At 63.6% G+C, this 17022-nt stretch carries 21 protein-coding genes; 3 read left to right on the top strand and 18 right to left on the bottom strand.

Translation table 11 applies throughout. From position 1 onward, the window contains the following. Positions 1 to 6: 6 nt before the first annotated feature. Genes accC through moaC form a run of 7 tightly spaced genes read right to left on the bottom strand, consistent with a single transcriptional unit; the run spans position 7 to position 5793 of the window. Complete coding sequence (gene accC / locus VIG32_08820) at positions 7 to 1362, bottom strand: acetyl-CoA carboxylase biotin carboxylase subunit (protein HEY8298108.1); 1356 nt, start codon at positions 1360 to 1362, stop codon at positions 7 to 9. Between the two features lie 19 nt (positions 1363 to 1381). Next, positions 1382 to 2305 (bottom strand): 2-amino-4-hydroxy-6-hydroxymethyldihydropteridine diphosphokinase, encoded by a 924-nt coding sequence (folK, locus tag VIG32_08815; protein HEY8298107.1) that lies wholly within the window; start codon positions 2303 to 2305, stop codon positions 1382 to 1384. Continuing rightward, positions 2298 to 2669, bottom strand: a complete 372-nt coding sequence (locus tag VIG32_08810) for a dihydroneopterin aldolase (GenBank protein HEY8298106.1) — start codon at positions 2667 to 2669, stop codon at positions 2298 to 2300. Before VIG32_08810 ends, folK begins: the two co-directional genes overlap by 8 nt. Further along, on the bottom strand, positions 2657 to 3508 hold the full coding sequence (gene folP, locus VIG32_08805) for a dihydropteroate synthase (protein HEY8298105.1): 852 nt from the start codon (positions 3506 to 3508) through the stop codon (positions 2657 to 2659). The genes VIG32_08810 and folP overlap by 13 nt, the downstream gene beginning before the upstream one ends. Further along, positions 3505 to 4836, bottom strand: coding sequence for a folylpolyglutamate synthase/dihydrofolate synthase family protein (locus VIG32_08800; protein ID HEY8298104.1), 1332 nt, complete (start codon positions 4834 to 4836; stop codon positions 3505 to 3507). Before VIG32_08800 ends, folP begins: the two co-directional genes overlap by 4 nt. After that, entirely contained in the window at positions 4833 to 5315 is a 483-nt protein-coding gene (locus VIG32_08795; GenBank protein HEY8298103.1) for a MogA/MoaB family molybdenum cofactor biosynthesis protein, read from the bottom strand. Before VIG32_08795 ends, VIG32_08800 begins: the two co-directional genes overlap by 4 nt. Then, entirely contained in the window at positions 5305 to 5793 is a 489-nt protein-coding gene (gene moaC / locus VIG32_08790; GenBank protein HEY8298102.1) for a cyclic pyranopterin monophosphate synthase MoaC, read from the bottom strand. Before moaC ends, VIG32_08795 begins: the two co-directional genes overlap by 11 nt. A gap of 27 nt (positions 5794 to 5820) precedes the next feature. Between moaC and VIG32_08785 the strand changes: the two genes are divergently transcribed. Then, a complete protein-coding gene (locus tag VIG32_08785; GenBank protein ID HEY8298101.1) occupies positions 5821 to 7011 on the top strand; it encodes an HD domain-containing phosphohydrolase in 1191 nt (396 codons plus the stop codon). Beyond that, positions 7008 to 7922, top strand: coding sequence for a hypothetical protein (locus VIG32_08780; protein HEY8298100.1), 915 nt, complete (start codon positions 7008 to 7010; stop codon positions 7920 to 7922). The genes VIG32_08785 and VIG32_08780 overlap by 4 nt, the downstream gene beginning before the upstream one ends. Here the strand turns inward: VIG32_08780 and VIG32_08775 are convergent. The 3 genes from VIG32_08775 to VIG32_08765 are packed head-to-tail and all read right to left on the bottom strand — an operon-like array spanning position 7919 to position 9637. Then, positions 7919 to 8566, bottom strand: a complete 648-nt coding sequence (locus tag VIG32_08775; protein ID HEY8298099.1) for a hypothetical protein — start codon at positions 8564 to 8566, stop codon at positions 7919 to 7921. The two genes, VIG32_08780 and VIG32_08775, sit on opposite strands and share 4 nt — an antisense overlap. Before the next feature lie 16 nt (positions 8567 to 8582). Next, positions 8583 to 8780 (bottom strand): hypothetical protein, encoded by a 198-nt coding sequence (locus VIG32_08770; GenBank protein HEY8298098.1) that lies wholly within the window; start codon positions 8778 to 8780, stop codon positions 8583 to 8585. After that, the gene (locus VIG32_08765; protein HEY8298097.1) at positions 8777 to 9637 is read right to left on the bottom strand and encodes an undecaprenyl-diphosphate phosphatase; all 861 of its coding nucleotides are present in this window, start codon (positions 9635 to 9637) and stop codon (positions 8777 to 8779) included. The genes VIG32_08770 and VIG32_08765 overlap by 4 nt, the downstream gene beginning before the upstream one ends. 33 nt (positions 9638 to 9670) lie before the next feature. On the opposite strand from VIG32_08765, the gene VIG32_08760 reads away from it, so the two are divergent. Further along, positions 9671 to 10063 (top strand): PilZ domain-containing protein, encoded by a 393-nt coding sequence (locus VIG32_08760; protein HEY8298096.1) that lies wholly within the window; start codon positions 9671 to 9673, stop codon positions 10061 to 10063. Positions 10064 to 10070: 7 nt separating this feature from the next. On the opposite strand, the gene VIG32_08755 is transcribed toward VIG32_08760, so the two are convergent. The 8 genes from VIG32_08755 to VIG32_08720 form a co-directional block, all read right to left on the bottom strand. Beyond that, positions 10071 to 10739, bottom strand: coding sequence for a TonB family protein (locus tag VIG32_08755; GenBank protein ID HEY8298095.1), 669 nt, complete (start codon positions 10737 to 10739; stop codon positions 10071 to 10073). Positions 10740 to 10818: 79 nt separating this feature from the next. After that, positions 10819 to 11565 carry a TonB family protein gene (locus VIG32_08750; GenBank protein HEY8298094.1) on the bottom strand — a complete coding sequence of 249 codons (747 nt, stop codon included), beginning with the start codon at positions 11563 to 11565 and terminating at the stop codon, positions 10819 to 10821. A gap of 3 nt (positions 11566 to 11568) precedes the next feature. Continuing rightward, positions 11569 to 11982: a biopolymer transporter ExbD gene (locus VIG32_08745; GenBank protein HEY8298093.1), complete on the bottom strand. Its 414-nt coding sequence runs from the start codon at positions 11980 to 11982 to the stop codon at positions 11569 to 11571. 19 nt (positions 11983 to 12001) lie between these two features. Then, positions 12002 to 12415 carry a biopolymer transporter ExbD gene (locus tag VIG32_08740; protein ID HEY8298092.1) on the bottom strand — a complete coding sequence of 138 codons (414 nt, stop codon included), beginning with the start codon at positions 12413 to 12415 and terminating at the stop codon, positions 12002 to 12004. Between the two features lie 20 nt (positions 12416 to 12435). Further along, entirely contained in the window at positions 12436 to 13131 is a 696-nt protein-coding gene (locus tag VIG32_08735) for a MotA/TolQ/ExbB proton channel family protein (protein ID HEY8298091.1), read from the bottom strand. A 172-nt stretch (positions 13132 to 13303) separates the two neighbouring features. Further along, the gene (locus VIG32_08730) at positions 13304 to 14641 is read right to left on the bottom strand and encodes a hypothetical protein (protein HEY8298090.1); all 1338 of its coding nucleotides are present in this window, start codon (positions 14639 to 14641) and stop codon (positions 13304 to 13306) included. A gap of 152 nt (positions 14642 to 14793) precedes the next feature. After that, on the bottom strand, positions 14794 to 15657 hold the full coding sequence (gene aroF / locus VIG32_08725) for a 3-deoxy-7-phosphoheptulonate synthase (protein ID HEY8298089.1): 864 nt from the start codon (positions 15655 to 15657) through the stop codon (positions 14794 to 14796). A 21-nt stretch (positions 15658 to 15678) separates the two neighbouring features. Further along, positions 15679 to 16446, bottom strand: a complete 768-nt coding sequence (locus VIG32_08720) for a pseudouridine synthase (protein ID HEY8298088.1) — start codon at positions 16444 to 16446, stop codon at positions 15679 to 15681. Positions 16447 to 17022 lie beyond the last annotated feature (576 nt).

Below are 17022 nucleotides of genomic sequence, written 5' to 3'. Positions count from 1 at the left end.
GTCTTTCTAACTTCCGGATAGCGTGGCGGCCGGCGACTGTTTTTGCAACAGCGCCGGCAAGAAGTCGATTCCGTAATGGCCGGTGCGGAACTCTTCGGTAGCGAGGATCTCCAAGCATTGGTCGATCGTCGTCTTCACGCCTTCGATCGCCGTCTCGCGCAGCGCGCGCTCCATGCGCGCGATTGCGGCCTCGCGCGTCGAGCCGGTGGCCACGATCTTCGCGAGCATCGAATCGTAATACGGCGGAATGGCCGACCCCGAATAGACGTGCGTGTCGACGCGGACGCCCGGGCCGCCGGGAAACACGACCGCCGTCAGCGTTCCCGCTGCCGGAGCAAAATTGTTGTGCGCGTCTTCGGCGTTGATCCGGCATTCGATCGCGTGCCCGGTGGCGCGCAGATCGCTCTGCGAGTAACCGAGGGGTTCGCCGGCCGCCACGCGGATCTGCTCTTTAACCAAGTCGATGTTGTAGACCATCTCCGTAACGGGATGCTCGACTTGAATGCGGGTGTTCATCTCCATGAAGTAGATTTGGTCGCCGCTGACCAGGAATTCGAGCGTGCCGGCGTTGCTGTAGCCGACGTGTTTGCACGCGCGCACCGCCATCTCGTGCAGCGCGTCGCGCGTCGCGCGCGAGAGGTTCGAGGCGGGCGCCTCTTCGATCAGCTTCTGATGTGAGGGCTTCTGCACGGAGCAGTCGCGCTCGCCCAGATGAACGACGTTTCCAAATCCGTCGCCGAGGACTTGCACTTCGATATGACGCGGCTTGAGAATGAGCTTTTCCATATACAGCCGGCCGTCTTTGAAACTCGCCTCGGCTTCGGCCGTCGCACTCGCAAACGCCCGTTCGAGCTCGCCGGGAGCCTCGACGGCGCGCATGCCTTTACCGCCCCCGCCCGCGGTCGCCTTCAGGAGCACCGGATACCCAACTTCTTCGGCCGCCTTGCGCGCCTCTTCTACCGTACGTAAGATGTCGGTTCCGGGAGTCGTCGCGACGCCCGCCTCGCGCATCACGCGTCGCGCGGTTGCTTTATCGCCCATCGACGCGATCACGCTGGGCTTCGGGCCGATAAACGTGAGCCCGTGATCGGCGCAGATCTCCGCGAAGCGCGCGTTCTCGGCCAGGAACCCGTATCCCGGATGGACCGCGTCGCAACCGGTGATCAGTGCCGTCGAAATGATGTTGGGAATATTGAGATACGAACGCGCCACCGGCCCCGGCCCCACGCAGAACGCTTCGTCGGCGTGACGCACGTGCAACGATCCGCGATCGGCTTCGGAGAAGATCGCGACGGTCTGCACGCCGAGTTCGCGGCACGCGCGGTTGATGCGCAGCGCGATCTCGCCGCGGTTGGCAATCAAAACTTTCTTGAAAATGGCCCTAGCCTCTATCTAACTCGAAGAGCACTTGCCCGTACTCCACGGGCGCCCCATCGCGTACCGTGATCGTCGCTATCCGGCCGGCGCCGCGCGACCGGACCGGATTGCGGATCCCAAGCGCCTCGACGTATGCGAGTTCCCGATCTCCGGCCAAACGCTCGCCTTCCAGCGGGGCCGGCCGGCTAAAATGAACGATGCCGACGAGGTCGGCCTTGATGGCGTCGAGGTGCGGGGCCGAAGCCGGGCTATCCGAGCCGTCGTCCGCGGGCGCGATGGCGGCCGGCGGAGCCGCAGGCTTCCGCAGCTCGATCGCATCTTCGTTCGGCTCTTCGATCCGCAGTCGAACGAGGTCGGTCTGCACGAACGCCTCGGCGAGGGCGCGAACGCGCGCGGCGAGGGGCGCGGGGGTCCCGGCTGGCTGGTGATCGTCGGACATGAGGCTCTCGGTTTCGCCTCCCGGCAACAGCGGCCCCGCAAGGCGAACCGAGTCGCGCTCGCGGGCGTGCAGCGCGTCGTAGAGCGGCCGGAAAGCTGCGTCCAGCTCGGCCAGGGGAGCGAGCACGAACGCCCGCTCGGCCAGTCGTGGGTGCGGTAGCTGCAGATCGGACTCGTCGAGACGCAGATCGCCGTAGGTCAGGATGTCGAGATCGATCGCGCGCGGGCCCCATCGCGGACCCGGCGTGCGGCCCAGCCGGCGCTCGATCGCCTGCAAGCGGCGCAGAAGCTCCGGAGCCTCGAGGTCGGTCTCGAGCAGCACCGCCGCATTGAGAAAGTCGGGCTGCGCGGTCACGCCCCACGGGCGACTCGTATAGAGCGACGAGACCGCGGCGACCCGTCCGAGCGCGGCGAGAGCGCGCACGGCCGATCGCAGCGTCGTCGCGACGTCGCCGAGATTGCCCCCCAGACCGATGGCCGCGCTAGGCAAGCGTCGTGCGATAGCGCGGATTCTCGCGACGCAGCGTTATCGACGGCGTCGCGCCGTCGAGCAGCGCCGGTTTGCCGATTGTCAGTTCGACGCGCGCGACGCGCGGATCGCGAAAGACGGCGCGAACCAGTTCGCCCGCCAGGCGTTCGAGCAGCGCGAACGAGGTCGAGCCCACCAGATCGACCAGGCGCGCGTGCAGCGCGCCGTAGTCGAGCGTATCGCCCAGCGCGTCGCTGATTTCGGCGGCCTGCAAATCGATATCGACTGCCAGATCGATCTCGAAAGGTTGTTCGCGATCGCGTTCGCCGGGATTGGCTCCGTGCCGCCCGCTCGCCCGGATGCCGCGCATCGTTATCCGATCCATTCCGCCGGCCTCCATCCGCGTTCGATCGCGTCGCTTACCGAGACGACGTCGCGCATCTGCGCGACGTCGTGAACGCGCACGATATCCACGCCCGCCGCGATACCGAGTGCAACCGTCGCCGCAGTACCGTACGTGCGTTCGTGCGCGTCGCGGCCGGTGAGCCTGCCGATTGTCGACTTGCGCGAGGTCGCGAGCAGCGTGGGAAAGCCGAGCGCTACGATTCGATCGAGAGCGCGCAGCACGGCGATGTTGTGATCGGGCGTCTTGCCGAATCCGATTCCGGGATCGAGCACGACGTGATCGGGCGGAATCCCGGCGCGCACCGCGCGCCGCGCGGCGTCGTCCAAGAACGCGAGCACGGCATCGACGACGTCGCCGTCGTAGTGCGAGTCGGGTTGGTTGTGCATGACGATGACCGGAACCGCGCTTGCGACGGCGGCTTCCAGCAACGCGTCGGGTAGGCCCCAGACCGAATTGAGCACGTCGGCTCCGGCCGCGTGCGCCGCCGACCACACCGCCGGCTTATAGGTGTCGGCCGAGATGATCGCCGCGGGCAGTCGCTCGCGTACGCCGCGCAGCACCGGAATGAGCCGCGCGATCTCGGTGACTTCATCGATCTGCCGGTACCCTGGGCGCGTGGACTCCGCGCCGATGTCGAGGATATCGCTGGAACGCTTTGCCTGTTCGAGCGCGTGCGCTACCGCACTCTCGGATCGCACGCGCCCGTCGCCCGAAAACGAATCCGGCGTCACGTTGACGACGCCCATCACGTACGTTCGCGCTCCCCACGGCAGTTCGCGACCGCGAACGCGCAAGGCGCCGCGCGAGGTTCGATTCATGGTAACGTGGACGGTACGTGGGCCGCGACATGTTCGAGCCACCACTCGCGCAGCTCGGCGACCACGAACGTCGATCCGGTCACGACCACGATGTCGTCGGCGCCGGCGTTGCGCATGGCGATCGAGAGCGCCTCGACCGGGTCGAGAATCGCGCGCCCCCAGATCCCGAGATCCTCGGCGATGCTGGCTAGGCGCGCCGGCTTCGTCGCCGCGCGTCCGGGCGTGTCGAACGACGTAAAGATAAACGAGGCCGGCACGTCTACGAACGCACGCAGAATTTCGTGGGCGTCCTTCGTGTCGGCAACGGCCAGCACGAACGTATAGCGGCGATCGGGGAACTGCGCGCGCAGCGACGCGACCAGATGCGCCGCCTTGTCGGGATTGTGCGCGACGTCGAAGATCACGGCCGGGCGAGCGGGGAAATACTCCATGCGCCCGGGCAGCACCATCCGCGCGAGACCGTTCTCGATTGCGGCTTTGTCCGGCCGCAGGTGAGCGGGAAGCGCTTCGAGCGCGAGTATGGCGGCGGCGGCGTTGCGTTCCTGGAACGTGCCCAAAAGCGGCAAGGAGATCGCGTACTCCGCGCGCGGCGTCGTTACGGTAAAGTCTTGACGGGTCTGGCTTGACGCACGACGGACCGTTCGCGTGGTATCGAGGACCGAAACGAACGGCGCGCCGACGAGCGCGCACTGCGCTTCGATCACGCGGCGCGCGCCGGGATCCTCGACCGCGGAGACGAGTGGTACTCCGGGTTTTGCGATTCCGGCTTTATCACTCGCGATCGCTTCGAGCGTGTCGCCCAGAATTTCGGTGTGATCGAGACCGATGTTGGTGATGACGCTCACCTCGGGGACGATCACGTTGGTGCCGTCGAGCTTCCCGCCGATGCCGACTTCGATCACCGCCAGATCGACCGACTCCCGAACGAAGTGGAGAAACGCAAGCGCCAGGAGCGTTTCGTAATAGGAGGGACGGCGCAAGGCCGCGACGGTCCGTTCGATCGCCGGCATCATCTCGACGAGCAGTTCCGCAAAACGCTCCTCGCTCACGTTGACGCCGTCCACCCGCGCGCGCTCGACCATCGAGCGCAGATGCGGTTTGGTGTGCAAGCCCGTTCGTTTGCCGGAAGCGGAGAGCGCGGCCGAGATCATCGTCGCGGTGGAACCTTTTCCGCTCGTGCCGCCGACGTGGATCGTCGGATACTTGTCCTGCGGATTATCGAGTTCGCGCAACAGCGCGCGCATGCGATCGAGACGATACGGTTCGCGGCGGGAGACCGTTTCGTTGATCGTGCCGGTAAGATACGACTGCGCTTGAGCGAAGTTCATCCGTCCGTAACCTCGCCGGCGAGCAATTCGAGCGCGTGCGGAAAGACCGCCGCCGCGATATCGAGCGCCTCGCCGACCGCTTTCGGGCTGCCCGGAAGATTCACGATCAGCGTCCGATGGCGCACGCCCGCAACGGCTCGCGAAAGCATCGCGGTAGCGACGATCGGAATCGATGCGGCGCGAATCGCCTCCGCGATGCCGGGCACTTCGTAATCGAGGATCGCGAGCGTCGCCTGCGGCGTGCGATCGCGCGCGGCGAGCCCGGTTCCGCCGCTCGTCAAGATCAGATCCGCGATGCTGCGATCGCTCAAGTCGATCAGTTCGGCCTGCAGCGCGCTCGCGTCGTCGCCGATGACGACCTCGCGGACGATCTCGTAGAGATCGTGCAGCCGCTCGCGCAGGACGGGAATGCATCCGTCGGCGCGTTCGCCCGCTGCGGCGCGATCGGAGAGCACGATGAACGCGACCCTACGACGCATCGAGATCATCGTCCGCGAGCCACCGTCCGCTTTTGCCGCCGGTCTTTTCCAGCAGCCGCACCGACTCGATGACGATCCCCTTATCGACGGCCTTCGTCATATCGTAAATCGTGAGGGCCGCGATCGATGCGGCGACCAGAGCTTCCATCTCGACGCCCGTCTGCGCGGCCGTGCGCGCCGACGCTTCGATCGCGAGAACGTCGCCCTCCCAGGAAAAGCGAACCTCGACTTGGGCGAGCGGCAACGGGTGTGCGAGCGGGATCAGCGAGCCGGTCTGCTTCGCCGCCATAATGCCGGCGAGCTGAGCCGTTACGAATGCATCTCCCTTGGCGAGCGTCGCATCGCGCAATGCCTGCGCCGCCGCGTGAGGCATCCGAACGCGCGCGGCGGCGCGAGCCGTCCGCGACGCGATGGCTTTGCCTGAGACGTCGACCATGGAAACGCTGCCATCGGCAGTAATATGTGAGGGTTTCGGCACGCTCATAGGAAAACGGGCGAAGGAGATATGTCGCTGTTACCAGCTCAAGGCGCCAATTCGAGCCCAGACCCCGGGGCCCTAGCGGGATTGCTGGAGCTTTTTGGCGCGGTCGCCGACGCCGCCGCCGGCGAGCCGCCCGACGCCGGAACGCAGATCGCCTCGCTCGCCGGCGCGCTCGCCGAGCTCGACAACTTCTCGAGCCCGGAATGCGACGCGCTCTATTGGGCTGCAATCTTGCGCAATCTCGGAGCGTTGGGCAATGCGGCGCTGCGCTCGGGCGACCGCTTGCCGGAGCGCGAGGCCATGACGGCACGCTGGGATATTCCGGCGCAGGGCGCCCGCCTCATCGAAACCATCGGCGTGCTCCCGGATCGAACCGCCGATTTCGTTCGCTGGCAAGCCGAATGTTGGGACGGCACCGGGTTCCCAGATCAGCTGCGGTGGCTCGGAATACCGGCGGCCGCGCAAACCTTGCACGTCGCGATCGCGTACGCGACCTCGCGCAACGAGCCGGAAGAGACGCTCGCGGCGATGGTCGCATCGAGCGGCCGGGGGTTCTCGCCCGAACGGGCGCGCGTTTTCGTGCGCTGGTTTCACACCTACGGCGGTGAGATCGCGCCGCGGCCGGCGCCGGCCGATTCGTTGCGCCGCGATGCAATGAAGGAGCGTCGCACGTTCGAACTGCTCGCCGATCGCGTGGACGAACACAACGGCACGCCGAATCGCTGGCGGCGCGTGGGCGCTCTCGCCGTCGCCGTGGCCGGCGCGCTCGCGCAGCCGGCCGAGAACGCGAACGGAACGGTGGAACCGATGGCCATGCTCTTCGGCATCGGTGAAATCGCCGAGCAGGGAAGCGATGCGCGCCGTTTCGACCCGCTGGCACGGCTCGGGATCGCGCCGCGCGCCGCGAACGCCGTCGCCGCCGCCGAAGTGATCGCCGGATCGCCGTTACTGCATGCCCTCGCACCGCAACTGCGCGCGATCGGAGAATGGTACGATGGCACGGGCCGTCCCGACGCACTGCGACACGAGGCGATTCCGGTAACCGCCCAGATAGTAGCCGCGTGCATCGCGTACGACGAACTCGCCGAACGCGCGCGCAGCCGTGCCGGAAGCGCCAAACAATCGCCGATCGAAGCGCTGGAGACCGCGGCCGGCACGCAGTTCGACCCGGTCGTGATTCGCGCGCTCGCGAAGTGCGTGCGGGTGCGCGCGTGATCGAACTTCACGAACGCACGCGACGCATCACCGCGTCGCGGCTGCACGAGTTGCTCGAGCGCTTCGACTGCCGCAGCCTCGTCGACCCGTTCATGGGCGTGCCGACGCATCTGAATTATCTCAAGCGCCACGACGTCGCCGTGCACGGCGGAGATTTGGTCGAATGGTTCGTCCGCGCGGGCGAGGGTCTCATCGCCAACGATTTCACGATCCTACGCGATAGTGAGGTCGCCGAGATCGTCGAGATGCTGCCCGGGCGCATCTACTCGGTCGACATGTTCAAGGCTTGGGAAGGCGTCTTCTTCACCGAGGAACAGTGTATCTATCTGGGCGTCTGGCAAGATAACGTTCGCAACTTGCGCAGCGACGGACAGACGGGGCTTGCGATTCTCGGGTTGTGGTTCGTCCTCTGCTACTGGCTGCAAAAGGCGCAATATCCCGACGATATGGCAGACGTTCCGCCGAGCGAACTCGCTTGGTCGTACATTCGCCAGACGGAAAAGTGGGTAACGAGCAATCGCCAGCGCAACACCGTGCGCCAAGCCGACGTCTTAAGCACGATCGCCGCGCAGAGGGCCGACGCACTCTTCCTTTCGCCACCCGCACGCAATGCGTTTCGCAGCGCCGACGCACGCATTTGGATGTGGGAAGCCTGGTGGCAGGGTAACCCGTACTTCAACATCGAGCACACGTACCGCGATTCGCTTTTCGGCCGCAGCAGCGCCGATGAGGCCGCATACGCGCGCGCGCTCACGAGCGTTCTGGCAAGTGCCAACGACTACCGGGTCGTCATCATCCAAACCAACGAAAAGCGGCTCGCCGAAATGGAGCCGCAATTACGTACCGCGGGCCGGAAGATCGAGATCGTCGCCCCGGACCCGCAGGAAATGTACGCGATCGGTACGCTTTAAGCGAGCTTGAACGCGACCGTTTCGTGCCGCTCGCGATGGTTGGTCCAAAACCGCTCGCCGTCGAAGGCGAGTGCCCGAGCGGCAAAACCGATTCGCGCGACGTCCTTGATTTTTGGAGCGCCGTTACGCGCGTCGACGTGCGTGAGAAAGTATTCGTTCGACTCTTCGTCATCGGTCGTTACCAGGTAAAAGCAGCCGTCGACGACGACCTGTCCGCAGATGCCGCGCGGAACGTCGATGACGGTGCCGACTTCGCCACGATCGCCTAACGAGATCACTTTCTTGTTGTACCACTGGCTCACGTAGAGGCGATCGCCGTCGTAACCGAGTTGCGAACCGGTATCGTCGGGACAATCGATCGCATCGTCATCGCGAAAGCCGTGACCGGGAACGAAGCGGCGGATCACGCGACGATCGTCGGCGCCTTCGCTCAAGAGCACGCGCAGTTCGTCGCCCACGACCGTCGCGCCGTAGGGCAGTCCGGGCGCCGCGGCCTCTTCGCGCACGGTCCAATGCGTCGTGTCGATCGCGTAGAGCCGGCTCGTTCCGAGCGACCCCATCCAGAGCGACTGACCGTCGTACGCTAACGCTTGGGGACGCGGCGCCGGCGACGGCAGGCGCAAGAGTTCGATAATATCGTTCATGATGCGGCGCCGCTTCCTAGCGCGCGGGCGATGCGTTGGCGGCGAAACGCATCCAGATGAAGCACAACACCGCGAGAATGACGTACATGATGGTGTGTTTCATGTGCGGATGCCCGTTGAGGCCGATCGCCGGGAAAAACGACGCGATGCCGGTGGCCGTCAAAATAGCGAGGATGACGAAGAGAATCGCGAGACCGAGAGCGAGATTTTTCAATGGATAACCCCCATACGTGCGAGGACGAAGCAAAGCGCGCCGAACAGGACGCAATACCAGCCGAACGGGCGCAGATCGTTCGAGCGAAAATACCGGGTAAGGAACGCGACCGAGAAGTACGCCGCGATGCCGGCGACGACGCCGCCTACGATAGCTTGGACCAACACGACGTGCGCGCCTGGTCCGAACAACTCGGGGATCTTCAGTAGCGAGGCCGCGAGAATCACCGGGGTGGCCAGCAGGAACGAGTATTTCGCCGCATCTTCGTGGTCGAGATCGATAAGCAAGCCGCCCACGATCGACGCACCGGATCGCGAGATGCCGGGAAAGAGCGCGAGCGATTGCGCGAAGCCAACGAAGACGCTCTGGGGCCACGAAATCTGCTCCAGGCGCTTGTACGACCGCTCGCTGTTTGCATGCTGGCGTTTTCGCAGCGCCTCACCGAAGAACATGATGACGCCGTTGACGATCAGGAAGATCGCGGCGGGCATAACGGTCGCGAAGAGCCCCTGTACCTTCTCCTGGAAGAGCAGCCCGAGCAATCCAACCGGGATCGTCGCGATGACGAGCAGCCAGCCGATTCGCTCGTCGCGATCGTTGCTGAGTTTGCCACGCACCACGCTGCGAATCACGGCTCCAACGAGTGCCACCCAGTCGCGCCAGTAAAAGAGGACGAGCGCGATGGCCGTGCCCAGATGGAGCACCACGACGAATGCTAGAAACGTTGGGTCGGCCCGATCGATGTTGTTCCAATGCAAGAGCGCCGGAACGAGAATCGTGTGCCCGAGGCTACTGACGGGGAAGAGTTCGCTCACCCCTTGGAGGAGCGCGAGTAGTAGGGCTTGGGCAAAAGTCACGCACCGAGGTTACGGCGCCGGAAGGATTGCTCCTTGGAGCGGCCTAAGGCGACGAGTGTGGATTCGCAGTACGGTCACAAGCGCGAATTCGAGCGCGTCGGCGATACGCTGTTGGTTTCGTACAGCATCTCCGAAGAGTTTGCGCCCGAGTTTACAGAAACGTACGACATCGCTCTGGGCGGCATGGCCATGATCACCAATGCCGAGTTACTCAGAGACGCGCCCATCGAGGTTCAGCTCGAACTGCGGGGCGACACGCGTCCCGTCATACGCGTGCACGGTATGGTTCGCTGGTCGCGCTTCGACCCGCTCCTCCAACGCTACCGCACCGGCGTTGCCTTCGTCGATGTGGACGAGCGTACGCACGGCGACTTGCTTCGCTACATCGATACGCTGCGGCTTTTGCGCGATATGGGCGTTCTTTAGAACCCACCTACCAGGCGATGAATTTCACGCTGAAGATGTAGTCGCCCGCGACCGCCCTGCAGGCGACGTATCCCGGCGCGTAGGTGGCGCCGCGCGCCATCGAAACGGCGACCGCATCGAGATCGCCGTTCCCCGTGCTGTGCGAGACGGTCGCCGCCAAAACACTCCCCTTCGAATCGAGCTTCACATCGATCGCCGCGATGCCGCCGGCGCCGGCGGCGCGTACCTGCGGCGCGATATCCGGCGGCTCCGGCGGCACCAGCACTGCGGGAGAGGCCTCGGGGCGCGGGCAGCCGGCGGCGGGGCTCGGCACGGCCGAGGGCGGCGCCGATGGTGCCGGCCGTGACGGGCGCGCGCCGCCTGACTTCGGACCGTTGCCCGCAGATCCCGAGGACGCGCCTTTCCCCGGAGCGGCCGAGAGCACCGGGTGCGGACGAACCTTCTGCGTGGAACGCTTTGCGGGCGGCGGCGCAGAGATCGGGTGCGGCGTGGGGCGAAGCCGAGCGATTGCGCGCGGAGTGGCCCGCACGATCGTCACGACCGTTCGTTCGACCGAGACGGCCTCGGGCCGGTCGTTGCGCGGATTGAGCGTGAATCGCAAGAAATACGCGACGACCAGATGGACGAGCAGCGAGATCGCAAACGCGATCAGCAGCACGCGGCGCATTCGCGTCATTTGCATGGCCCATCACAGCTTACAAAAAACAAAAGACGCCCCCTTCCGGGAGCGTCTCGTGCCGGGCTCGCGCTAGCCCTTAATTGCTGGGGTCGAATTGGGCGCGGAAGAGATAGTCTCCGGAGGTCGGCTGGCAATTCACGATCTTCGGCGCGTACGTCGATTGGCGTGCGGCGGAGAGCGCGGATTGATCGATCGCCAAATTGTTCGAACTTTGGTAGACCGTTGCGTTTTGCAGCGAGCCGCTCGGGCCGACTGCAACTTTAACGAGCACCGTCACCGTTCCGAGACCGAGCGATCGCGCGCTGTCGGGATACTCAGGCGGGACTTCGTTGGTCACCGTCGCGTCTTGAAACGGTACTTTGCACGCGGGCTTCGCCGTCACGACCGGTTGCGGCACCGGAGTTGCCGGCGGATTCGTACCTTGACCGTTCGGAACGCCGTTCTGCGAACCGACCGGCGGGGGAACGTACTTGGGCTGGCTGTTTGCCGACGATGAGTTCTTGCTCGTCGTCTTCGGCACGTTGAGCTTGAGCTTGGGGGGCGCCTTCTGCTGCTGGTGCGGCGGCGGCGTCGCCTGAGGCGGCGGCGTCGGCGTCGGCGGCGGCGTCGGCGATGGCGGCGGGGGCGTCGGGACCTTCACCTTGATCTTCTTCGTGACCGAGACTTTCTCGGTCGTATTGTCTTCGTGGCTCTTCTGCAAATTCGGAAGAAACGGTGCCACGATGAAGTGGATCGCGAGCGAGATCAAAAATGCCCAGCCGAGGAAATTGCGGACCCGTTCGCCCGTCGTTAGATAGGGCGAGTCGTTCTTATTTTCTGCCATCGTTTAGGTCTTGCTTCCCTCGATTTTGTTCGCCAAGCCGAAGTCGATGAGGTCCGTTGACTTCGCCGCGTCCATCACCTGAAGAACCGTGCCGTAGTTGGCGGCCGGATCGGCTTTAATGATGACGCTCCTAAACTTATGGCCGGTATTATCCTGAAGCGATTGGAACGTGTCCTTCGCCTGTTGGATAGTTACCAACGTCGAGCCAATTTGAATGTTGTCCTTGGCATCGATGATCACGACGATCTGCGACGGCTGAACCTTCTCGCGGTTATATGCCAGCGGAAGTTTCGGCTCTTTCGTAACTGAGGCAAGGATGATGAAGATGATCAGCAGGACCAGCAGCACGTCCGTGAAGGGCGTGATATTGATGGTCGACATGACCTCTTCTTCGCCTTGACCGGTTGAAACGGCCACGAGTTACTGAACCTCCACCTTATGACGTGACGAACCCGACATCGTCGAGCCCGGCTTGTTTCGCAGCATCGAGGACCCGAATGATGATTCCGTACGGCGCCTTCGCATCGGCAACGATAGAAACGTGCTTATTGCCTTTTTTGGCCTTCGCTTGAGCCATGACGCTATACACGCTCTGCTGATCGGCCACCACGCCATCGACCAGAATCTTGCCGCGATTGTTGACGTCGACCTCGATGTCGGTCTTGTTCTTCGGCTGAATGGTATTCGGGTTGTTATTGTTGTTCGGCAGCTCTTTTTCGAATCCGGGCGGCGTTTGAATCGCTGCGAGGATGATGAAGATAATGAGCAATACCAGCAACACGTCGGTGAACGGCGTGATGTTGATCTCTGCCATGACCTCTTGGTCTTGCTGCGACGACAGGAGACTCACGGACTTCTCCTACTGCTGCTTTACTTCGCAGCCGGTGCAGAAGCTGCTTTGGTACCGACGGGCTGATAGAGCTCGGTCGGAATCGGCGCGCCCGTGTTGTGGAAGTGCAGCATCTCGGCGAGTTGATTCGCCGCAACGATCATCTCTTGGTTGTACGCTTTGATGCGCGTCTTGAAATAGTTGAAGAAAATAACCGAAACGATGGCGACGATCAGGCCGGCGAAGGTCGTGATCAACGCTTCCGAAACGCCCGCGGCCACGACGGCCGGAGACGAGTTGCCCTTGAGGGCGATATCGTTGAAGGCCTTGATAATACCGAGCACGGTACCGGAGAGCCCGACGAACGGGGCGATAACCGCGATCGTACCGATAACGCCGAGGTTGCGCTCGAGGGCGTTGAGATGCTCCATAAGAGCGATCGAGAGCGCGTCGGTGATGTCGGCGCGATTCTTCTCACCACGAAGAAGACCGAACTCGAGGATCCGCGGCAGCATGCCTTTGTTTTGACGGCAAACCTTGATGGCGCCGTCCACGTCGTCGGCAGCGATGCGTTGACCGAGCTGGCGAAGGAGGCCCTTCGTGTCGCCATGTTGCGTTGAGAAGAACACGAGGCGCTCGATCACGATCGCGATTGCGACGATCGAGCAGATGAGCAAGAGGTACATGGCAAAGCCGCCCTTGTCCATCAGTGAAATGAAACCGCTGAAAACTCCCACTATTCTTTCGACCCCTCCCGTTGACGGGAACGCTGTGCATTAGCTTGGTTGGACAGTAAGAAACTATGGGGGGAAGCCCCCCGTCCCGTGAAGGCCGTCTTTTGGCCCACCTCCACGGAAAGTCCTGGTAGAAAATCGTGCGGGTTTCTATCCAGTTTGAACGTGTTCTCGATTATTTGAACGTGTTCTTAATGAAGTTCTCGATGTTGAGTGCGAGCGCCGTGCTCCCCGCCGCCTTTGCAAGCGAATCCGCCTTGTTGAGCGTCGTCATAGCCTGGGCCTTGAGATTCGCGTCTTTGTTGCCGCCGGTGATGTATTGACCGGCGAGTGCGACCCCTTCCGCAAAATTCACTTGCGGATCGTTCGGACTCAGCGCCACCGCTTTATCGGCGAGGCTCTTCATCTTTGCGTAATCGGGCTTGGTCGCCAGGCTCTCTTCAAACGCGGCGGAGGTATAGGCTGTGACTTGCACCTGGCGGTCGCTCGTCTTCTGCGCGATGCCTTCGTACAGCGTTACCGCTTGATCGTGGTTCCCGGCTTTAGCGGCGGCCTGCGCCGCGGCTAGCTCGGAGTTGCCCTCCATCCGGTCGGCGATCGTTGACGTTGGATCGAGCCGCTTGATCTCGGCGGCGGTGGCCTTGGCGGCGGTCTGATCGTTGTTATCAACGTACGCGGTCAGCAGCGCCGCATCGAGATTGACTTTCGCTTTCGTGTCGGTCTTGCGATCGGCGAATGCGAGGTCGCGAGCCTTCTTTAAATCGGCTACCGCTGCCGGATAGTTTTTGCCGGCAAGTTCGGCCGACCCCAGGGCGTAGTACGAGTTGGCGCTGGCCTCGAGGGCCGCAGCCGACTTCGCATAGGCGAGCGCTTGCGCGGGGTTGCTCTGCTGCAGGGCGACCGCCGCTGCCGCGTAGGCATGCGCCGCGACGCCTTTGTATTCCGACCGGATCGAGCTGGCCTTGGCAAATGCCGCCGCCGACGAAGCATAGTCGTTGAGGAAGTATTCGGCGGTGCCCAGTTCCTGAGCGGCGATGGCGTCGCTTGGATTGGTTGCCAGGTACGACGTCGCTTGCGCCTTCGCTCCCGCATAGTTGCCGGCGCGAATCATCCGCGCGATCTGCACCGTCGGGCCCGAGCCCGACGAGCCGCTATCGCTCGACGCGACCGATTTTCCCTTAAAGCGCAGCGTAAAGTCGTAAAACGCCGTCACTTTCGCCTTGCCGCGGGTACCCACGCGGTACGTCGAATGGCTTGCAATATCCATCGCGGCGGCGTTATCGCCCGAATTGGTGGAATGCAGCACGCGGATCACCTTGTGGCTGCCGTCGGCGTTGACCTGGACCTGAACGACTACGGTGCCCGAGCCGGCGATGCCGTGCGAGGTGCTCCCGGTGCTAAGCAACTTCGGCGGCGTGTACTGGTTGGCGTACTGCGCCGAAGCCGGCACGGCGAGCGCGGCGGCGAAAGCGAACGCGCTGGCCGCGGCGGCCAATCGTGTGACGTGATTCATCGTGTAATTGCTACCTCTTGCGGTGGTTCTTTTTTTAGGAAAAAAGAAGGCGGTAACCGGACGGTTCGAGCGCCTCGGTTGTACCACCGATAAACGTACTTGAAACGGGATTAGTCCCGTTCGCGGCAGCAGCGGGGAGTTACTTGTTTTGGTTAGACGGCAAGCGAGGCGACCGGAAGCCGCCGTCCGACCGCTTGGGCGATCGCCGGAAGGTCGGCCATCAGCGTCCCGAATTCCTGGAAGGTCAGCGATTGAGGCCCGTCCGAGGCGGCGTTCGCGGGATCCGGATGGACTTCCACCACCAGCCCGTCGGCGCCGGCCGCAACGGCGGCGAGCGCCATGGGCGCCACCAGACGCGCGATGCCGGTTCCATGGGACGGATCGACCACCACGGGCAGATGCGTGAGTGCGCGCAGCAGCGGCACGACGGCCAAGTCTAGGACGTTGCGCGTTGCCGAGTCGAACGAGCGCACGCCGCGCTCGCACATGACGACCCGATCGTTACCCGCTAGCAGCAGATATTCGGCCGCCATGAGCCACTCGTCCACGGTCGCCGAGAGTCCGCGTTTGAGCAGCACCGGCCGCCCGCTCTCGCCCACTTCGCGAAGCAAGCTGAAGTTTTGCATGTTGCGCGCGCCGATCTGCAGCATGTCGGCATAGCCCGCCACCAGCTCGACGTCGCGCGGATCGAGCACCTCGGTGACCACCGCTAGCCCGTTGCGATCGGCGGCGGCGCGCATCAACGCGAGTCCGTCTTTGCCGAGCCCCTGGAATGCGTACGGCGACGTACGGGGTTTGAACGCGCCGCCACGCAACACGTTCGCACCGAGCGCGGCGACCGCTTTGGCGGTCGCTTCGATCTGTTCGAAGGATTCGACGCTGCACGGACCGGCGCAGATCGCAAGACGATCGCCGCCGAAGGTCGCGCCGTTGGGCAAGCGTACGCTCGAAGGCACCGCTCGCGCGTCGCGGCGAACCAGCTTATGGGCATCGGTGAGAGCGGTGAGTCGTTCCACGGTAGAGCCTATCGTAGCAGATTACGCCGGCGGGGCCTGCGACGTTCGCGGCCGCCGCGCGGCGTCGCCGAGGGTCCGAAGTGCCGAGAGTTCACGCGGCAGCAGCGGGCGTGTGTCGCCGGGAGCGAGATCGCCGAGTTTGATCGGCCCGAAGTGCAGGCGGGTCAGCGAGATCACCTCGTGACCCACGGCTTCGAACATGCGCCGCACCTGACGGTTCTTGCCCTCGTGCACGGTGATATCGACGACCGAGGTCTCGCGCCGGGCCGCAACCACGCGCAAGAGCGCGCCGGCGGCTCGCGAGTCGTCGAGGAGCACGCCGCTCTGAAGTCGCGCCACCTCGTCGGGAAGCAAACGTCCTTGAATGATCGCCCGGTACAGCTTCTCGACGCCGAAGCGCGGATGGGTCAAGACGTTGGCGAGTTCGCCGTCGTTGGTGAGCAACAGCACGCCGCCCGTATCGTAATCGAGTCTACCAACCGGAACGACTCGCGGGACGCCCTTAGGAATGAGATCGGCGACGGTGCGGCGTCCCTGCGGATCGTACATCGTCGTCATCACGCCGAACGGCTTGTTGAGCACCAAATACGTGGCCTCGGTTTGCAGTGCCACGGGCGTGCCGCTCACGTCGACGCGATCCTCAGGTCCGACGCTCGTGCCGAGTTCGCGAACGATCTTCCCGTTGACGCGCACCTTCCCGCGGGCGATCAATTCCTCAGCCGCACGCCGCGACGCGACGCCCGCATGCGCCAGAAATTTCTGAAGACGAATCTTATCGTTTGCCGGCATAATTCAAATCACAAAAAAACAAAAGAGCGCGCGCCTGGTGCCATTGTCATGCGGAGCTTGTCGAAGCATTGGGTGTTTGGCGCGGCGTCCTTCGACAAGCTCAGGATGACAACAGGGGCGTCGTTGCCATTTGTCATGCTGAGCTTGTCGAAGTATGAGGTTGTCGAAACATTGGGGTGTTTGGCGCGGCGTCCTTCGACAAGCTCAGGATGACAACAGGGGGGTCGCTGCTGCCATTTTGTCATGCTGAGCTTGTCGAAGTACGAGGTTGTCGAAACATTGGGGTGTTCGGCGCGGCGTCCTTCGACAAGCTCAGGATGACAAGAGGGGCTGTTGTTGTGGCCATTGTCATGCGGAGCTTGTCGACGTATGAGGTTGTCGAAGCATTGGGGTGTTCGGCGCGGCGTCCTTCGACAAGCTCAGGATGACAAGAGGGGGCTGTTGTTGTGGCCATTGTCATGCGGAGCTTGTCGACGTATGAGGTTGTCGAGCATTGGGGTGTTTGGCGCGGCGTCCTTCGACAAGCTCAGGATGACAAGAGGGGCGTCGTTGCCATTTGTCATGCTGAGCTTGTCG

It is taken from the genome of Candidatus Baltobacteraceae bacterium (assembly GCA_036559195.1).
Classification (GTDB): domain Bacteria; phylum Vulcanimicrobiota; class Vulcanimicrobiia; order Vulcanimicrobiales; family Vulcanimicrobiaceae; genus JALYTZ01.
Note: the sequence above shows the minus strand (reverse complement) of the source record. Positions and strands in the feature narration are given on the sequence as shown.

Coding starts and splice junctions, on each gene's coding strand:
- VIG32_08800 (HEY8298104.1), bottom strand. CDS start 4,836: ATGAACTTCGCTCAAGCGCAGTCGTATCTTACCGGCACGATCAACGAA.
- VIG32_08775 (HEY8298099.1), bottom strand. CDS start 8,566: ATGAACGATATTATCGAACTCTTGCGCCTGCCGTCGCCGGCGCCGCGT.
- VIG32_08755 (HEY8298095.1), bottom strand. CDS start 10,739: ATGACGCGAATGCGCCGCGTGCTGCTGATCGCGTTTGCGATCTCGCTG.
- VIG32_08720 (HEY8298088.1), bottom strand. CDS start 16,446: ATGCCGGCAAACGATAAGATTCGTCTTCAGAAATTTCTGGCGCATGCG.
- VIG32_08785 (HEY8298101.1), top strand. CDS start 5,821: ATGTCGCTGTTACCAGCTCAAGGCGCCAATTCGAGCCCAGACCCCGGG.
- VIG32_08750 (HEY8298094.1), bottom strand. CDS start 11,565: ATGGCAGAAAATAAGAACGACTCGCCCTATCTAACGACGGGCGAACGG.
- VIG32_08730 (HEY8298090.1), bottom strand. CDS start 14,641: ATGAATCACGTCACACGATTGGCCGCCGCGGCCAGCGCGTTCGCTTTC.
- folP (HEY8298105.1), bottom strand. CDS start 3,508: ATGAATCGAACCTCGCGCGGCGCCTTGCGCGTTCGCGGTCGCGAACTG.
- VIG32_08810 (HEY8298106.1), bottom strand. CDS start 2,669: ATGGATCGGATAACGATGCGCGGCATCCGGGCGAGCGGGCGGCACGGA.
- VIG32_08795 (HEY8298103.1), bottom strand. CDS start 5,315: ATGCGTCGTAGGGTCGCGTTCATCGTGCTCTCCGATCGCGCCGCAGCG.